The organism is Synechococcus sp. TAK9802 (genome assembly GCF_014279535.1).
Lineage (GTDB): Bacteria > Cyanobacteriota > Cyanobacteriia > PCC-6307 > Cyanobiaceae > Parasynechococcus.
On the sequence record NZ_CP047937.1, the window covers coordinates 1,502,522 to 1,517,907 of the forward strand.

The following is a 15,386-nucleotide window of genomic DNA, read 5'->3' on the forward strand; positions in this document are numbered from 1 at the left end:
ATCGATGCTTTCCTCCAGCATGCCCGCAACCGGGCGTTTGCTCCCCACCCAGCAAGCGGATGGACACACCCAGATGGCTTTGGATGCCTGGCTTCTGAAGCGCAGCAACGGCCCGGTTCTGCGTTTTTACCGCTGGGATGGGCCCTGGCTCTCGCTGGGACGCCATCAACGCCACTGGCCTGAACACTGGAATGAGCTGGTCCGCCGCGGCCGCATCAGCCTGGTGCGACGCCCGAGCGGAGGTCGGGCCGTGCTTCATGCCGGCGGTCTCACCTATGCCTTGATCTGGCCGGATGCACCCCGGCGACGCCAGGAGGCTTACCGCCAGGCCTGCCAGTGGTTGATCGATGGCTTCCGGGATCTCGGGCTACCGCTGCACTTCGGCTCGGACCCTGCTGGTGGCGAGGCCAACAACTGTTTCGCCTCGGCAACGGTGGCCGACCTGGTGGATCCGTGCGGCGTCAAACGGGTCGGTAGCGCCCAGCGCTGGCAGAACGGTCGCCTGCTTCAACACGGTGAAATCCTGCTGGATCCCCCTGCTGCGCTCTGGGAAGAGGTGTTTGAGGAAGCGGCTCCAGCGGCAGCTCCAGCCCGGATCAACCGGCTGGAGCTGGATCAGCGACTGCGCCAGAGCCTGGTTCAATCCTGGAGCCATTGCCCGTGGCAGATGCAGCCTCTGAAGGCTGACGAAGTTCAGGAGTTGGAGGTTGAGCTGGCGTCCGGCTCTGCGCTCTGAGCCTGCATCGACTGCACCATCTGGGGAAGCATCGCCAAACCCAGGGGGTATCCATTGCGCTTGCGCGCCTCGTCGAGGATTGCGGGGGGCAGGGTCACCCCGAGCCTCTTCAACACCGCATCGCCCACATCCATGCGATCAAGGGTGCCGGAGGGAAGGCCCGCAGCACTCACCACCAACAGGCGCCCCTGGGAGGCCGCCTCCAGGGCAGGCACCGCATCCACCAGTGAGGCCGAACTGGCGATGGACGGCAGTTCGGTGAGGGGCAGTAGATGATCCTCGAGACGCTGTTGGTCCCATTGCTGCACCGGCAGGAGTTTCAGGGGCTGATCGTCAATCCAACCCACCCAACGGCCGCTCTTGCAAACGAGCACCCAATCAGCAGGCTCCTCCGCCTCGCTGGCCGTCAGCCGCAGCTTGCTGAGGCGCCGCAAGGTCTGATCCGCCTCCAGCACGCGGAAACGTTTGCCGGCCGCAGCCTCCACCTTCAACTCCCGCAGCACCGTCTGCAACTGCAGCATCTGGGTCTGACTGCGGTTGGCACTCAAGCCGAACCAACCGATCAACATCAGCAGGAGGCCGTTGAGCCCCCAGCCCTGCCAGAGCAGGACACCGCCCAACAGGATCATCAGCATCGACAAAGCCCGCCCGGACGCCGATGCCACCTGAACGCCTTTCTGCTGACTGCCACTCAGCTGCCAGACCAAGGCCTTGAGGATCAGCCCGCCATCGAGGGGCAGTCCTGGCAAGAGATTGAACAAGCCGAGCATCAAGTTCAGCAAACCCACCTGGCTCAACAACTGTGTGGCCAAGGGCTGGGTGTCCGACAGCGCTGCAGCCCCCGCCAACATCCCGAAGGCGAGCACCAAACTCACGATCGGGCCAGCCGCCGCAATGCGCAGATTGCCCATGGCGGTGGGGCATTCCTTCTCCACCCGCGCGATGCCGCCCAGATGAAACAGGGTGATGCTCAACACTTTTACCCCTTCCCGTAGGGCCATCAGGGCATGGCCCAATTCATGCAGCAGCACGGAGCTGAACAGCAACAAGGTGGTCAGCAATCCCAGCCCCCAACTCACCGTTACCGGGGCCGTGGTCGCGTAGCGGGATTGAAACAACGTGGTGAAGATCGCCACGGCAAACAACCAGCTGGGCTGAAGCCGCAGGGGGATTCCGCCAATCTTGAGCACCTGCCAGCCCTCTCCCACCGCCAATCCCGTCGTGTGCCGCTGCTGCGGACTGTCATCCACGATCCTAGGGAGAGCAATCCATGCAGCCCTTGCGTGATCCCCGCCCCACTCCAGACCTCAAGATCTGTGGGATCACCGACCCCGAGCAGGCTCAAGCCATCGCGCAGATGGGGGTGCAGGCGATTGGCGTGATCGGCGTACCCGCCACCCCACGCTTTGTTGAACCAGCCCAGCGCCGGGCCTTGTTCCAGATGCTGGAAGAGCAGCACCCCCTACTGCATCGCGTTTGGGTGGTGGCCAATCCGGACGATGCCGCCCTCGAGGAGGCACTGAACGGAGCAGGGCAGCCCTCCGTGGTGCAGCTGCACGGCGGCGAGTCCGTCGAATGCTGCCAACACTTAAAACAGCGCTACCCCCGGCAGCAGTGGTGGAAAGCGTTGCGTGTGCGTGAACCCGACGATCTCAAGCAGCTCGAGCACTACGCGCCCCATGTGGATGCTTTGCTGATCGATGCTTGGAGCGCCGATCAACTGGGCGGCACCGGGCACCGGATCCCCCTTGATTGGCTGGCCGAAACCGAGCTTTCGGTGCCGTGGTGGCTGGCAGGAGGAGTAAGTGCGGAGTGGGTTCCGGAACTGCTCAGTCGCGTCAATCCTCAAGGGCTCGATGCCTCAAGTCGGCTGGAGGTACGGCCCGGATGGAAAAACCTCGACAAGGTTCAAGCCCTTGTCCAGGCTGTGAGGTCTCGAGTGTGAAGTCGAGAATTTGAAAGAGCGTTGAATCGCGGCTGATCAGGTGCTGAGCAACGCTTCCTGCTGACGCACCAGCTCAAAGAACTCCTGCTTGAGGCTGGGATCGTGGCGGAAATCGCCGCGCACCACGGAGTTCACCATGCTGGTTTGGGGCTCCTTCACCCCACGCCACTTCATGCAGTAGTGCTGCGCCTTGATGATGATGCCGAGACCCTGGGGCTCACAGAGCTTCTCGATTTCATCGGCAAGGATCATCACGGCCTCTTCCTGAATGTGAGGGCGGGAGAAGACCCAGTCAGCCACACGGGTGAATTTGGAGAGACCGATCACCCGGGCACCAGGTTTGATCCCGATCCAGCAGTTGCCCATGATCGGCACCAGGTGGTGTGAACAGGCGGAACGAACCGTGATCGGGCCAACGGTGTAGATCTCATCCAGCTGTTTCACATTGGGGAAGCTGGCCACCTTGGGCTGCTGGTGGTAGCGCCCTTTGAACACCTCCTGGAGGTACATCTTGGCGACGCGCTCCGCCGTCTCATGGGTGTTGTGGTCGTTATCGATATCGATTACCAGGCTGCGCAGCAGGTCGCGAACCTTGTCTGCAACTTCAACCTGAAGCTGATCCAGCTCACCCGGCTGGAGGTGATCAGCGATGTTGTCGTTCGCCAGGAAGGAAGCACCCGCTTCCCTCAGGCGCTCACGGATGCGCGCAGAAATCTGGGGATTCAAGCTGCCATTGCCGTTGCCGTTGGCGACGCCGTTGGAAACGAAAGGGACTGTGGAGGTCATGGTGTTCGTTCAGAAGGCGCCGGCGGCCGGCATAAGGGTGAGGTCTTCGATCAACTGGTTGCTGGGTTGCAACGCCAGATTCGCCAGTGTTTCTGCCGCCTGATCGACAGAGAGCATGGCACGACGATCGAAATCGCTTTGTACGGTTTCCGCGTCCCACAGTGGTGTGTTCACGGCCCCAAGAGTGAGGGTGCAGGCACGAATGCCATTGCTCCGTTCCTCTTCCGCCAGGCAGCGGGTGAAGCTGGCCAAGGCAGCTTTACTGACGCAATACGCCCCCCATTGAGGGAAGGCATTGCGGGAGGCGTGGCTGCTGATGTTGATCACCAGTCCGCCGTTCTCACGCATGGCGGGAACAACAGCAGAACAAACCTGCATCACGCTGGTGACATTCAGCTGTAGCAGCCATTGCCAACGCTCAATCGGCATGGCCAATAGATCGCCGGTGTAGGCCGCACCCGCGTTGTTGATCAACACGGAAGGGGTCTCACCCTGCTGCAACAAGCCAGCCATCGCAGCTGCGATGCCATCGGGTTGCGTCAGGTCGATGGCGGCAGAGGCCACAGAAACACCTTTGGTGCTGAGCTGAGCACTCAGCTGCTCCAGTTGATCAGCGCTGCGGGCGGTGAGCAGCAAATCCCATCCTTGATGAGCCAGAAGCTCAGCAGTTCGGCGACCTATGCCTCGGCTCGCACCTGTGATTAGAGCCGTTGGCAAAAACCGTTAGCAAACCGCGACACTTTAAGCGGCTTTGTCGACATCCTGTGACGTTTTTTCGAGGAACCGTCCCATGGCTCTGAATTTGGAGTAACGGGCCTCGCGCAGTTGCTGTTCCGAAAGGCTCAGCAGTTGGTCGAGGTGACGCTCGATTGCAGCCCGCAGGTTTTCTCCGGCCTCCAATGGTGCCCAGTTGTTGCCGCCGGAGGGCTCCTCAAGCACCTCATCCACCACCCCAAGCTCCAGCAAGTCGCGGCCGGTGATCCTCAAGGCTGCCGCCGCATCAGGCGCTTTAGCCGCATCACGCCAGAGAATGGAGGCGCAGGCCTCAGGGCTGGCCACCGTGTAGACGCTGTGCTCGAACATCAGCAAGCGATCGGCCACCCCGATGCCCAAGGCACCGCCGGATCCACCTTCACCGATCACGGTGGCGATCACCGGAACACGCAAGCGGAACATCTCACGCAGGTTGACGGCGATCGCTTCACCCTGGCCCTGCTCTTCAGCCTCGAGGCCGGCATAGGCCCCGGGGGTATCGATGAACGTGAGAATCGGCAGGCGGAAGCGATCGGCATGATCCATCAACCGCATGGCTTTGCGGTATCCACCCGGAGCGGCCATCCCGAAATTGCGGGCGACGTTCTCTTTGGTGTCGCGGCCTTTTTGATGGCCGATCAACATCACGGGTCGATCGCCCACCCGGCCGACACCGCCGATCAAGGCCTGATCGTCATTACCGCGACGATCGCCGTGCAGTTCAACCCAGTCGTCGCAGAACATCTGGATGAAATCCAGCGTGCTTGGACGCTGCGGATGACGGGCGACCTGAATTTTCTGAGCGGGAGTCAGCCCCTGAAAGATCTCCTGACGCCGACGGGCCGCGAGGCTTTCCAGTTGCTGCAGTTGCTGCGAGACGTCGACTTCCGAATCTCTGGCCAGCTGACGGATCTGCTCAATCTGCTGCTCCAGCTCGACGAGCGGTTTTTCGAACTCAAGCAGGGGGCGACGGGGCATGGCTCTGGCTCTTCGAAGGTCAGGCAGCAGTGGCCTGCAGGTTGGGTTGAAGGTTCAAGGTGCTGAACCCATGGCGCACCGATGCCGCGCCGATGAAATCCATCTTCTCGAGGGTGATGTTGTTGCGCCCCCAGCTGAAGTTGGTGTGGCAGCGCTCAAACTCGAGCAGCATGGCTTCGGCAAAGCAGGCAAACATCTGGCGCTGCGGCCGCTCCATCTCGGCGATGGCCATCATCGACCAGCCGATGTCACGGCAGAACTCCACGATTCCACCCTTGAGAACGTGGATGCCACCACCGGCAACCTTCGTATCAAGGTTCTTGGGGTAGCCCCCATCAATCATCAGACAGGGCTTCTTGAGACTGTCTTGATCGATCTCAAGGGTGCGGGGCATGCTCGCCACCCAGACGACCACATCGGCTTCAGGCAGGGCCTCATCGAGCGACAAAATCCGGCCACCGCCCAGTTCCTGCTGAAGATCGAGCAGCGGTTGCTGCTGACGTGCCACCAGCAGCAGTTCACCAACTCCGGTGCGTGCCTGCAGCCAACGGCAGACGGCGGAGCCGATATCACCAGTGGCACCAACGACGGCCACCTTGGCTTTGCTGAGATCGATCCCGAGACTTGGAGCGTTGTTCTCCACCTGGCGGCAGATCACCCAGGCCGTGTGGGTATTACCGGTGGTGAACCGCTGCCAATCCAGGGTGGTGCTCCGCACCGTCTGGTTCTGGAGCAGGTTGAAATTCTCGAAAATGATCGAGGTGAAGCCACCCAGGGCAGTGATGTTGATGCCCTTCTTCTGGGCGAGTTCCATGGCATTGAGCACCTTGCGCCGGGCCGTCTTGAAGCGGCTCAGCATCTCGGGAACGAAGCAGGAGTCGATGTAGGCACCCTCGATGGTCGTGCCCACGGGACTGGTGACTTCCACGTGCTCAACGAGCTGCGGAGGTGCACTGCACCAAACATCCAGATCACCTTCGGCGATGTGATCGAACCCGAGTTCCATCGCCTTGCGGCGAGCAGCCTCAAAACTCGTTGAATGTCCGATCAGACCAAACATGTCTTACCGCTGACGTCTCAAAGAACACCTCGAACAACCATGCTCCCATGGCAACCGGTATCGACGGCAACGTGCCTGTCGATAAACCGGCGTTGGATCAAGACCTGAAACGGGTCAAACAGCAAGCGCTGCTGCGGCCATGCGGGCGATATCGCGGGAGGTGAAGCCGATCTCTCCCAGAGCTTCCTGGTAAGCGATCAGGAAGTCCTCGATCAGGTCTTCCTTCTCCATATGGAGGACGGCCGCATCAGCAGCCACGTCTTCCAGCATCGAGCGGATGAGGGGAAGGTTGGCTTTGTTGGCCTCGAACAGCTCATCCTTGCTGGCCTCGAAGTTGGCCTTCAGCCACTCCTGGCCGTAGTTGAGGTGGGTGTATTCGTCCTTCACCACACCCTCAGTGATTTTGCGGGCGAAGGGATCGGCCACAGGGATATAGATGTGATAAGCCGAAATGGCGAATGCCTCGATCAGCAGAGCCTGAATCAGCAGGCAAGTGACCACCTTGCCCTCCTTGAGAGCAGCCTGAAAATTGCCGTGAAGGGGTTCGAAGAACTTCTTGGCGAAGGGAAGATCGGCTTCAACCCCGAGGTTGCGACCGCAGGAGGTGAAGCCCTTCATGTGCTTCATCTCCATCCGTGCCAGCCGCTTGAGCTCATCGGCCTGCTCGGGGATCAGAGTTCCAAGGGAGATGTAGTTGTCGTGGGCTTCCTGCTCGCCCTCGATCACGATGGCGTTGATCCGGCTGTAGGCGTCTTTGTAGGCCTCGGTTGTGAAATCGGGCAGTGCGTCCTGGCCCTCCAGCACGGATGCTTCAGGTGCATTGAGGGTCGTCATAGGACGCTGTCCACCACGTTGATTGGGACCGACAATAACCAGTGCCCCAAAAGTTGGTGACACATGCGTCCAAGGTTCAGGACTTGGGCGTGATGTTGGACGGTTGGGAGAGAAGACTTTGCGTGGGTGGCCAGTCACTGGCCAGAAGGGCTTGAAAGCGCTCCTGCCAGTGGTTGATCAAGCGATCTTGCAGGCAACGTCCCAGATCAGCGGAGGCCTGGCGCGCATCACCGATCACTCCCGTCGCGCTGAGGTCGTCGGTGAGCCAAGCGCAGGGCGCCGCCCCTTCAAGACTCCAGCCCGCTGGAGGATCCTGCGCGGATCCCGGTGATGGACGTCCATCCACCGGGCGGGCAGATCCAACCAGCTCTGGGGCCATTTCAAGCATCAAGCTGGTTTCGGCCTGACCGGCATGAAGTCCATGGGCCAACTCCTGCTCGGGCAACAGATCCGCCAGCCCCTCCACGCCACTCCAGAGGAAGCAGGGCAGAACAGCCAACGATGGGCAGCGAGCACGCAGCTGTCGGGCTGCCACCTGCAGCAAACCGATCTGGCCGCCATGGGCGTTGAACAGAACCAGGCGCTGCACCCCCATCGCCGCCAGCTGCGTGCCAACCTGGTCGACCAGATCCAGAAGCAGGGGAGCTGAAAGGCTGAGGGTGCCGGGAAAGTTCTGGTGCTCAGGCGAAAAGCCGATGGCCTGACACGGCAGTCGCCAAATCGGCAGAGATGGCTCAAGCCCGCGCAACACGGAATCGAGGATGCCCTCAGCAAAAACAGCGTCCGTCGAAAGCGGCAGTTGGGGGCCGTGTTGCTCACAGGCTCCAAACGGCCAGATCACCGTGGCACCCGGCTGGCTGGCAGCACAGCTGGCCTCGGGCCAGGTCAGCTGATCAAATCGCTTGCGGAGCTGGTCCATGGCGTTGCACAGGCACGGGGGTGCTGATCCCAACCCAGCCTGTCAAAATGAGCGATCGACAAGCCCAATGGTCCATGCCCGCAGCCGGCAGTCCGCAGCCCAACCGCCCCAAGGCACCCAAGCCGGCAGCGACGAAACCGCTGCAGGTGATGCAGATCAACCGCCGCGAAGAGCAGGAAAAGCTGGCTCGTGAAGCGGCTGAAGCACGGGCAGCAGCAGAAGCTGCGGCGGAAAAGGCACGCATCCTCGAGGAACGGGCGGGTCTCGCCACCCCGCCGCGACCGGTCCAGCAGGCCCCCACCTCGTCTCAAGGCACGGATGACGACGCTCTGTTCGACATGGGCGGCATGGAAGGCATGACCATGGCCGACCTGATGGGCGCGCCGGATCAACAACCCAAGAAGGAGCAGCGCAATCAGCCGCGCAGCGTGGACGACTTCGATTTCGATGAAGAAGCCTTCCTCGCCGCCCTGGACGAGAACGCTCCGGTGGGCACCACCGGTGAGGTAATCAAGGGCACGGTGATCGGCATCGAAAGCGATGGCGTGTACGTGGATATCGGCGGCAAAGCCCCCGGCTACATGCCCAAGAGCGAGGCGGGCCTTGGCGTGGTGACCAACTTCCGGGAGCGCTTCCCCAAGGGCCTGGAGGTTGAAGTTCTGGTGACCCGTGAGCAGAACGCTGACGGGATGGTCACGATCAGCTGTCGCGCCCTGGAGCTGCGCAAGAGCTGGGACCGGGTGAAGGAACTGGAGAAACAGGGAAAAGTGGTTCAAGTCATCGTCAATGGCTTCAACCGCGGCGGTGTCACCTGCGATCTCGAAGGGCTGCGCGGCTTCATTCCCCGCTCCCAACTCCAAAACGGTGAAAACCACCAGGAGCTCGTGGGCAAGACCCTGGGGGTGGCCTTCATCGAGGTGAATTCGGAGACGCGCAAGCTGGTGCTGTCCGAAAAACGAGCCGCCGTGGCCGAACGCTTCCAAGATCTGGAAGTCGGCCAATTGGTGGAAGGTCAGGTTACTGCGGTGAAGCCCTACGGCCTGTTCATCGACCTTGGTGGCATCAGCGGACTGCTGCACCAATCAGCCATCACCAATGGCAGCCTGCGCTCGATCCGTGAGGTGTTCGACCAGGGCGACCGCGTTTCGGCCCTGATCACGGAACTGGATCCGGGCCGCGGACGGATCGGCCTGAACACAGCCCTGCTGGAGGGGCCTCCTGGAGAGCTGCTGATCGAAAAAGACAAAGTGATGGCTGAAGCCGCCGATCGCGCCAGCCGCGCCCAGAACACCCTGAAACAGCAGGAGCAATCGGCCGGATGAGCACTGCTGCCCTGACAGCCGCCGAAGACTGGGAACTCGACTTCTACTCCCGACCCATCCTTGAGGCCGATGGCCGCAAGCGTTGGGAACTGCTGATCACCTCCACCCCCGCCGCAACCGGCGATGCAGAGCCATTTCGCTTCGCCAAGGTGTGCCCCTCGGGTGAGGTGAACTCGCTCTGGTTGAGCCAAGCCCTTGCTGAAGCCAAGCAGGCATCCGCAAGCGGGGGCTGGGGTTCACCCGTGCGCCTGCGCTGCTGGCGCAGTTCGATGCGCACCATGGTGCAGCGCGCCGCAGCCGAACAAGACCTCGAGGTGATTCCAAGTCGCCGCACCTTCGCCCTGCTCGACTGGCTTCAACAGCGCGAAAGGGAGGTATATCCCGAGGAGGAGGGCTTCATGGCCGGCCCACTGGCACCACCGCCGGCGCCTGTTCCCACCCCTCCAGTGCCCCTGCCGGAGGAAGTTCAAGGAGACGCCTGGAGCTGGGCCGCCCTGCCGGCGAGCCTGCTGCTGGAGGCATCGGAATGGCCGATGAGTTTCAGCGGGCTGCTGCCGGTGCCCGATGGCATCGACCCCGAGGCCTCTGTGCCGGGTCTGCGCCTGTTCAGCCAGAGCCGCTCCCTCGCCATGGCGGGCTGGTTGGGGGGACTCGAACCCGTGCGGATGATCGTTGAAGACCGCCAGCTGGTGCTGGAGGCTGGTCAGGATGACCGCTGGTTGGTGAGCGACCTGGAGCCAGGCGTCGCCGCTGAAATCTCCGAGGCCCTGGCCACTTCGCAGCAGCAGGTGCGCGGCCTCCAGTTCATCGCCATCCAGTCCAGCCCCGAAGAACAAACCTTCGGCGGCTTCTGGATGCTGCGGGACATCCCCATGGCCTGATTGCAGGGCTGATGAAAGACGGGCCGTTTGATCGACCAGACAGCCGCTTCAACACGTTGAAGGGCTGGACCTGGATCGGTTGTTACGGGGGCTATTACCTCCAGAGCGATCTTCTGCATGGGCAGGGGTTCGAACACGGCTTCTTCACCCGGCTCTGGCACGGCCGTGGTCCTGACGAACTGGCCGGGTATGTCAGCGCCGGCATCAGCGTCCACCGGCCCCAGCAGATCCACAGTGGGATCGTGCTGAACGCCAGCGACGCCCGTCAGGATCCCTGGCCTGAAGCCGATGGCCTGGTGAGTGATCGCGGGGGCCAGAGCCTCTGGGTGTGCGGTGCCGACTGCACACCGGTTCTGATCGCGGATCCCGGCACCGGGCATGCCGCGGCCTGTCATGCAGGTTGGCGGGGGGTGGCGGCTGGAATCCTGATCACGGCCCTGGATCGGTTGGTGGAGCGGGGGGCCCGGCGGGAGGATCTGGTGGTTGCCCTGGGCCCGGCCGTCAGCGGGCCGCGCTACCAGGTGGGCGAGGAGGTGGTGAAGGCCATCGCCGCGGCAATCCCAGGCGATGCTTCGTTATCCGAGGCCGGGGCCCTGCTGACGGATGAGCAACCGGAGCGGCATCGCCTGGACATTCGAACCGCCGCCAGAGTGCAGCTCCAGGGCGCAGGAATCCCCAGCGAACGGATCGCCCACTGCCCGCTGTGCACCGTCAGTGAACCCGAGCTGTTCCATTCCTGGCGACGGGATCAGGTGAAAGCCGTTCAGTGGAGCGGAATCGTGGCGCAAGCCCCCGTCTGCAGCTGAAACTTAAACAGGCTTGCTCCCAAGGATCTGAATGGCCAAGGCTTCAGCAGCTCGAATGCCATCGATTCCGGCCGAAAGGATGCCGCCGGCATAGCCCGCCCCTTCACCCGCGGGCACCAGCCCCTTCACATTTAGCGATTCCAACGCTTCATCCCTGGGAATCCGCACGGGCGATGACGTGCGGGTTTCCACGCCGGTGAGCACTGCATCGGGGTGGTCATACCCCTTCAGCTTGCGGGCAAAGGCCGGCAACGCCTCCCGCAAGGCCTTAACGATGGCAGCAGGGAGCAGGTCATCCAGATCGGCGGGATGCACACCCGGCTGGTACGACGCGGCGATGCCACCCAGACGGGTGGAGGGACGGCCCGCCAGGAAATCCTCCAACCGCTGCGCCGGTGCGGCGTAACTGCTCCCTCCAAGCCTGAAGGCGCGCTCCTCCAGCTCCCGTTGCAGAGCAATCCCCGCCAGCGGATCCCCGGGGAAGCGTTCAAACGGTGCCAGGTCATCGGCGTCCAGAGCCACAACCAAACCGCTGTTGGCGTTGCGCTCGTTGCGGGAGTGCTGGCTCATGCCATTGGTCACCACCCGGCCTTCCTCCGAGGTGGCACCCACCACAAATCCTCCGGGACACATGCAGAAGCTGTAGACGCAGCGGCCGTTTTCAGCATGGTGAACCAGCTTGTACTCGGCGGCCCCGAGACGCGGATGGCCCGCCGCCTCTCCCCAGCGGGCTGCGTCAATCAGATGCTGCGGATGCTCAATACGCACGCCCACGGAAAACGGTTTGCGCTGCAGCTGCACACCGATCTGCTCCAGCATTTCGAAGCAGTCGCGCGCGGAATGACCGGGAGCCAGCACCAGATGGCGGCAGGGAATCTCCGTTCCATCGGCCAGCACCAAGCCATCGAGTTGATGCGGCTTCCCAGCGCTGCTGTCGCTGAGCTGAAGGCGTGTCACGCGACTGTTGAAACGCACCTCACCGCCCAGAGCTTCAATCCGTGCCCGCAGGCCACGCACCACGGTGGCGAGCTTGAAGGTGCCGATGTGGGGGCGGTGCAACGTGAGGATCTCCTCGCTGGCACCACAGGCCACCAGCTCCTCCAGCACCTTGCGGCCGTAGTGCTCGGGATCGCTCACCTGGCTGTAGAGCTTGCCGTCGGAGAAGGTGCCGGCTCCGCCCTCACCGAATTGGGCATTGGATTCCGGATTGAAGGGGCTGGTGCCCCGCCAGAAGCCAAATGTGTCAGCGGTGCGTTGCTTCACGGCCTGACCCCGTTCCAGCAACAGCGGTCGGAACCCCATCTGTGCCAACAGCAGAGCAGCGAAATAACCGCAGGGACCTGCCCCCACCACCACAGGCCGATCGGCCGCATCCAAGGGGAAGCCATCGGGGGCATGACCCACAGACCGGTAGCGGGTGTCTGGAGCCAGACGCACCCGGCTTTTGTTGCCGATGCGCCGTAACAGGGCGGCTTCACCCTTCACCTGCACATCCACGCTGTAAATCAGCTGAATCCGGTCGCGACGCCGCGCATCAACACTGCGCTTCACCAGGGTCTGACCCAGAAGACGATCCGGCGGAATCCTCAAACGCTTGAGCACCGCCTCCTGCAACGCTTCCTCCCCATGGTCGAGGGGCAGCTTCAGTTCACTCAGGCGCAGCATCTCGAGGTCGTGTCCCCAGACCTCATTCGATCAGACCGGCCATGGCCTGGCCCGATGAGGCCAGGCCAGCACGAAAGCGGGAATCACTGGCCACCGCCTTCAGACGCAGACGCTCCCCGCGGCGACGCTGATCAATGGCCTGGCAAATCGGAACGACCTCCTTCTGATCGGGGTCCAACCAACCCATCGCATCGATGCCCCCGTCAGCGGACAACGGCAAGGGTTCTGCATCGGCAAAGGCCAACGTCGCCACTCAGGCTTCGACATGGGATCGGAGGGAAGCAACCCGATCCCCGCAAATTAGGGAGAGGGGTCGGACTCGTCTGGTGTTGTCACAGAGGTCTCGGGCTCACCCTCTGAGCCGCCACCCAACTGGGAGAGCAAACCCGCCAAAAGCAAGCCAACACCGATGCCGATGGCCAGGGTGCGGTTCTCAGCTGCGGCGCCCTGCCCCCAGGCCGCTGTGGCCAGAAAGGCACCCCCCAGCAGCAGACAGGGCACCAAGACAATGCCCCGGGCAATGCGGTTATCAGCCATCGACCCCACAGCTGTTGCTGGCCAAACCCGCTGCAATCAAGCCGGTGCTGAGGTCACGCTCAGCACCGATCGGGGTCACCCTGGCCATCAGCTGCCCCACGCTGGAGCCGACCGGCCGCAGATTGACCTTGCGACGACGCGGCAGCTCCTGACGCAGCCATGCGGTGGCCTCGGCTTCCTGGTTCGGATCAACGGAAGCACAGGCCAGGGCAACGGTGTAGGTGCGGTTGCGATCTCCCACCTGCAGCAGTGAGCTGCTGCGCACCTGAAGCACCTCAGCGGCCTGTACCGGCACGGCCCAAAGCAGCAGCAGAACGCCGATTAAGACGAGACGAATCAAGAGGTCGGAGCGTTGAGAACCGGTATGGGAGCCGGGAGGCCCACCATTTCAGCATTGCTTTTGCCCGGGGGAACCATCGGATAGCAGTTCTCACCACGGCGCACGTGGATGTCGATCAACATCGGACCGGGGGCCTTGAGCGCTGCCTCGAGATCACGCTTCAACGACTCCCGCTCGCGGATGTGCACGCCGTCGACCCCGAAGGAGCGGGCGAGAGCCACGAAGTCCGGCATGCCATTGAGCATATCGGAGGCCGAATAGCGCTCCTCGTAGAAGCTCTCCTGCCACTGGCGCACCATGCCTTGCCAGTGGTTGTTGACGATCACCACCTTCACCGGGAGGCCATAGGCCGCCAGGGTTCCCAGCTCCTGAATGTTCATCAGAATGCTGGCGTCACCTGCGATGCAAACCACCTGACGATCGGGGCACGCCACCTGGGCTCCCATTGCGGCCGGCATGCCGAAGCCCATGGTGCCGAGACCGGCACTGCTGATCCAGCCCCGGGGCCCGTTGCGCAGGTACTGGGCCGCCCACATCTGGTGCTGGCCCACATCCGTGGTGACGATGGCATTCGGTGCCAGCTCGCGAACGGCCAGCAGCACCTCCTGAGGGAAGAGGGGGCCTTCGGTGGGAGGCACCGTGAGGGGATAGGTCTGTTTCCACTCAGCGATGCGTGCCAACCAAGGGGACGTACGGGGTTGCACCTGCTGCTGCAGGCTCAGCTCCACCAACCGCGCCACGCTCAGGCCCAGATCACCGAGCACCGCCACATCGGGGCGGCGGGTCTTGCCGATTTCGGCCGGGTCAATCTCAAAGTGGATCACCTGCGCCCGGGGAGCAAAGGTGTCCAGCTTTCCGGTCACGCGGTCGTCAAAACGGGCGCCAACAGCAATCAACAGATCGCATTCGGTGACGGCGAAATTGGCATAGGCCGTGCCATGCATGCCGAGCATGCCCACCGAGAGAGGATCGTTTTCATCGAAGGCACCCTTCCCCATCAAGGTGGTGGTGACGGGGATCTGATAGCGCTCAGCAATCGCCCGCAGGCTGTCGTGAGCACCTGCTGAGATCGCACCACCGCCCAGATAAAGCAGGGGACGCTCCGCCTCGGCGATCAGCTCAAGCGCCGACAGGATCGGTTCATCCCGGGGGGGCTGAGGCTTGCGGAAGCCTTTGGGAACAATCGATCCGGGCTCAACAGGCACGTAGTCGAACATCTCCTGGCCGACATCCTTCGGAATGTCAATCAGCACGGGGCCTGGACGACCACTGGCTGCAATCAGAAAGGCCTGGGCAACGATGGAGGCGAGATCGGCCGGATCGCGCACCACCCAGGAATGTTTCACGATCGGCAGGGTGATGCCGAAGATGTCGGTCTCCTGAAAGGCATCGGTGCCAATCGCCGGACGCGGCACCTGACCGGTGATCACCACCATGGGCACCGAATCCATCTGGGCGGTGGCGATGCCGGTCACCAGGTTGGTGGCACCAGGCCCCGACGTGCCGAAGCAAACGCCCACCTTGCCGGTGGCGCGCGCATAGGCATCGGCAGCGTGGGTGCCGGCCTGCTCATGCCGCACCAGGATGTGCTTGACCCAGCCCTCGCTCTCGGCGATGTGAAGTGCGTCGTAAATCGGGAGAATCGCGCCGCCGGGGTAGCCGAAAATCGTGTCGACGTCATGGCGCCGCAACGCATCCATCAGGGCTGTCGCCCCAGACATTCTCTGACCACCGTGACCGGCCTGCTGCCCAGTGACGGCCGAAGACGCTGAGGTGAGAGTCACAGAGGCGACGGGTCAATGACCCTCAAGGTTAAGGGCCCGC

General features: G+C 62.7%; 17 protein-coding genes. 5 read left to right on the forward strand and 12 right to left on the reverse strand.

What is annotated here, in order from left to right; genetic code table 11:
- Positions 1 to 19 precede the first annotated feature (19 nt).
- On the forward strand, positions 20 to 736 hold the full coding sequence (locus tag SynTAK9802_RS08730; protein ID WP_186495778.1) for a lipoate--protein ligase family protein: 717 nt from the start codon (positions 20 to 22) through the stop codon (positions 734 to 736).
- Here the strand turns inward: SynTAK9802_RS08730 and SynTAK9802_RS08735 are convergent.
- Positions 694 to 1,944: a site-2 protease family protein gene (locus SynTAK9802_RS08735; protein ID WP_186498150.1), complete on the reverse strand. Its 1,251-nt coding sequence runs from the start codon at positions 1,942 to 1,944 to the stop codon at positions 694 to 696. The two genes, SynTAK9802_RS08730 and SynTAK9802_RS08735, sit on opposite strands and share 43 nt — an antisense overlap.
- Before the next feature lie 62 nt (positions 1,945 to 2,006).
- Between SynTAK9802_RS08735 and SynTAK9802_RS08740 the strand changes: the two genes are divergently transcribed.
- Positions 2,007 to 2,681: a phosphoribosylanthranilate isomerase gene (locus SynTAK9802_RS08740; protein WP_186495779.1), complete on the forward strand. Its 675-nt coding sequence runs from the start codon at positions 2,007 to 2,009 to the stop codon at positions 2,679 to 2,681.
- A gap of 36 nt (positions 2,682 to 2,717) precedes the next feature.
- Here SynTAK9802_RS08740 and folE read toward each other — a convergent pair whose 3' ends face one another.
- The 6 genes from folE to SynTAK9802_RS08770 form a co-directional block, all read right to left on the reverse strand.
- Positions 2,718 to 3,467: a GTP cyclohydrolase I gene (gene folE, locus SynTAK9802_RS08745; RefSeq protein ID WP_011363732.1), complete on the reverse strand. Its 750-nt coding sequence runs from the start codon at positions 3,465 to 3,467 to the stop codon at positions 2,718 to 2,720.
- Positions 3,468 to 3,476: 9 nt separating this feature from the next.
- Positions 3,477 to 4,184, reverse strand: a complete 708-nt coding sequence (locus tag SynTAK9802_RS08750) for an SDR family oxidoreductase (protein WP_186495780.1) — start codon at positions 4,182 to 4,184, stop codon at positions 3,477 to 3,479.
- A 24-nt stretch (positions 4,185 to 4,208) separates the two neighbouring features.
- The gene (locus SynTAK9802_RS08755) at positions 4,209 to 5,198 is read right to left on the reverse strand and encodes an acetyl-CoA carboxylase carboxyltransferase subunit alpha (RefSeq protein WP_114988525.1); all 990 of its coding nucleotides are present in this window, start codon (positions 5,196 to 5,198) and stop codon (positions 4,209 to 4,211) included.
- A gap of 19 nt (positions 5,199 to 5,217) precedes the next feature.
- Complete coding sequence (locus SynTAK9802_RS08760; protein WP_186495781.1) at positions 5,218 to 6,258, reverse strand: long-chain acyl-[acyl-carrier-protein] reductase; 1,041 nt, start codon at positions 6,256 to 6,258, stop codon at positions 5,218 to 5,220.
- Between the two features lie 114 nt (positions 6,259 to 6,372).
- Complete coding sequence (locus SynTAK9802_RS08765; RefSeq protein WP_186495782.1) at positions 6,373 to 7,092, reverse strand: aldehyde oxygenase (deformylating); 720 nt, start codon at positions 7,090 to 7,092, stop codon at positions 6,373 to 6,375.
- 76 nt (positions 7,093 to 7,168) lie between these two features.
- Positions 7,169 to 8,011, reverse strand: a complete 843-nt coding sequence (locus SynTAK9802_RS08770) for a creatininase family protein (protein WP_186495783.1) — start codon at positions 8,009 to 8,011, stop codon at positions 7,169 to 7,171.
- Positions 8,012 to 8,085: 74 nt separating this feature from the next.
- Here SynTAK9802_RS08770 and SynTAK9802_RS08775 point away from each other — a divergent pair, with 74 nt between their 5' ends.
- From SynTAK9802_RS08775 to pgeF, 3 genes are read left to right on the forward strand one after another with little or no spacing between them, the layout of a single operon-like run.
- Positions 8,086 to 9,333 (forward strand): S1 RNA-binding domain-containing protein, encoded by a 1,248-nt coding sequence (locus SynTAK9802_RS08775; protein ID WP_186498151.1) that lies wholly within the window; start codon positions 8,086 to 8,088, stop codon positions 9,331 to 9,333.
- Complete coding sequence (locus tag SynTAK9802_RS08780) at positions 9,330 to 10,214, forward strand: Tab2/Atab2 family RNA-binding protein (RefSeq protein WP_115080706.1); 885 nt, start codon at positions 9,330 to 9,332, stop codon at positions 10,212 to 10,214. Before SynTAK9802_RS08775 ends, SynTAK9802_RS08780 begins: the two co-directional genes overlap by 4 nt.
- A gap of 11 nt (positions 10,215 to 10,225) precedes the next feature.
- Positions 10,226 to 11,020, forward strand: a complete 795-nt coding sequence (gene pgeF / locus SynTAK9802_RS08785) for a peptidoglycan editing factor PgeF (RefSeq protein WP_186495784.1) — start codon at positions 10,226 to 10,228, stop codon at positions 11,018 to 11,020.
- A 3-nt stretch (positions 11,021 to 11,023) separates the two neighbouring features.
- Here pgeF and SynTAK9802_RS08790 read toward each other — a convergent pair whose 3' ends face one another.
- Genes SynTAK9802_RS08790 through ilvB form a run of 5 tightly spaced genes read right to left on the reverse strand, consistent with a single transcriptional unit; the run spans position 11,024 to position 15,346 of the window.
- Complete coding sequence (locus tag SynTAK9802_RS08790; protein ID WP_186495785.1) at positions 11,024 to 12,685, reverse strand: NAD(P)/FAD-dependent oxidoreductase; 1,662 nt, start codon at positions 12,683 to 12,685, stop codon at positions 11,024 to 11,026.
- 22 nt (positions 12,686 to 12,707) lie between these two features.
- Entirely contained in the window at positions 12,708 to 12,938 is a 231-nt protein-coding gene (locus SynTAK9802_RS08795; RefSeq protein WP_186495786.1) for a hypothetical protein, read from the reverse strand.
- 47 nt (positions 12,939 to 12,985) lie between these two features.
- Entirely contained in the window at positions 12,986 to 13,222 is a 237-nt protein-coding gene (locus SynTAK9802_RS08800) for a GIVxVP protein (RefSeq protein ID WP_186495787.1), read from the reverse strand.
- A complete protein-coding gene (locus tag SynTAK9802_RS08805; RefSeq protein ID WP_186495788.1) occupies positions 13,215 to 13,562 on the reverse strand; it encodes a nuclease in 348 nt (115 codons plus the stop codon). Before SynTAK9802_RS08805 ends, SynTAK9802_RS08800 begins: the two co-directional genes overlap by 8 nt.
- On the reverse strand, positions 13,559 to 15,346 hold the full coding sequence (gene ilvB / locus SynTAK9802_RS08810; RefSeq protein WP_186495789.1) for a biosynthetic-type acetolactate synthase large subunit: 1,788 nt from the start codon (positions 15,344 to 15,346) through the stop codon (positions 13,559 to 13,561). Before ilvB ends, SynTAK9802_RS08805 begins: the two co-directional genes overlap by 4 nt.
- Between the last annotated feature and the right edge of the window lie 40 nt (positions 15,347 to 15,386).

Excerpts from the sequence above, each read along its gene's own strand:
- SynTAK9802_RS08730 (WP_186495778.1), top strand. The coding sequence starts at position 20 with ATGCCCGCAACCGGGCGTTTGCTCCCCACCCAGCAAGCGGATGGACAC.
- SynTAK9802_RS08740 (WP_186495779.1), top strand. The coding sequence starts at position 2,007 with ATGCAGCCCTTGCGTGATCCCCGCCCCACTCCAGACCTCAAGATCTGT.
- folE (WP_011363732.1), bottom strand. The coding sequence starts at position 3,467 with ATGACCTCCACAGTCCCTTTCGTTTCCAACGGCGTCGCCAACGGCAAC.
- SynTAK9802_RS08755 (WP_114988525.1), bottom strand. The coding sequence starts at position 5,198 with ATGCCCCGTCGCCCCCTGCTTGAGTTCGAAAAACCGCTCGTCGAGCTG.
- SynTAK9802_RS08760 (WP_186495781.1), bottom strand. The coding sequence starts at position 6,258 with ATGTTTGGTCTGATCGGACATTCAACGAGTTTTGAGGCTGCTCGCCGC.
- SynTAK9802_RS08765 (WP_186495782.1), bottom strand. The coding sequence starts at position 7,092 with ATGACGACCCTCAATGCACCTGAAGCATCCGTGCTGGAGGGCCAGGAC.
- SynTAK9802_RS08770 (WP_186495783.1), bottom strand. The coding sequence starts at position 8,011 with ATGGACCAGCTCCGCAAGCGATTTGATCAGCTGACCTGGCCCGAGGCC.
- SynTAK9802_RS08775 (WP_186498151.1), top strand. The coding sequence starts at position 8,086 with ATGCCCGCAGCCGGCAGTCCGCAGCCCAACCGCCCCAAGGCACCCAAG.
- SynTAK9802_RS08780 (WP_115080706.1), top strand. The coding sequence starts at position 9,330 with ATGAGCACTGCTGCCCTGACAGCCGCCGAAGACTGGGAACTCGACTTC.
- pgeF (WP_186495784.1), top strand. The coding sequence starts at position 10,226 with ATGAAAGACGGGCCGTTTGATCGACCAGACAGCCGCTTCAACACGTTG.
- SynTAK9802_RS08790 (WP_186495785.1), bottom strand. The coding sequence starts at position 12,685 with ATGCTGCGCCTGAGTGAACTGAAGCTGCCCCTCGACCATGGGGAGGAA.
- SynTAK9802_RS08800 (WP_186495787.1), bottom strand. The coding sequence starts at position 13,222 with ATGGCTGATAACCGCATTGCCCGGGGCATTGTCTTGGTGCCCTGTCTG.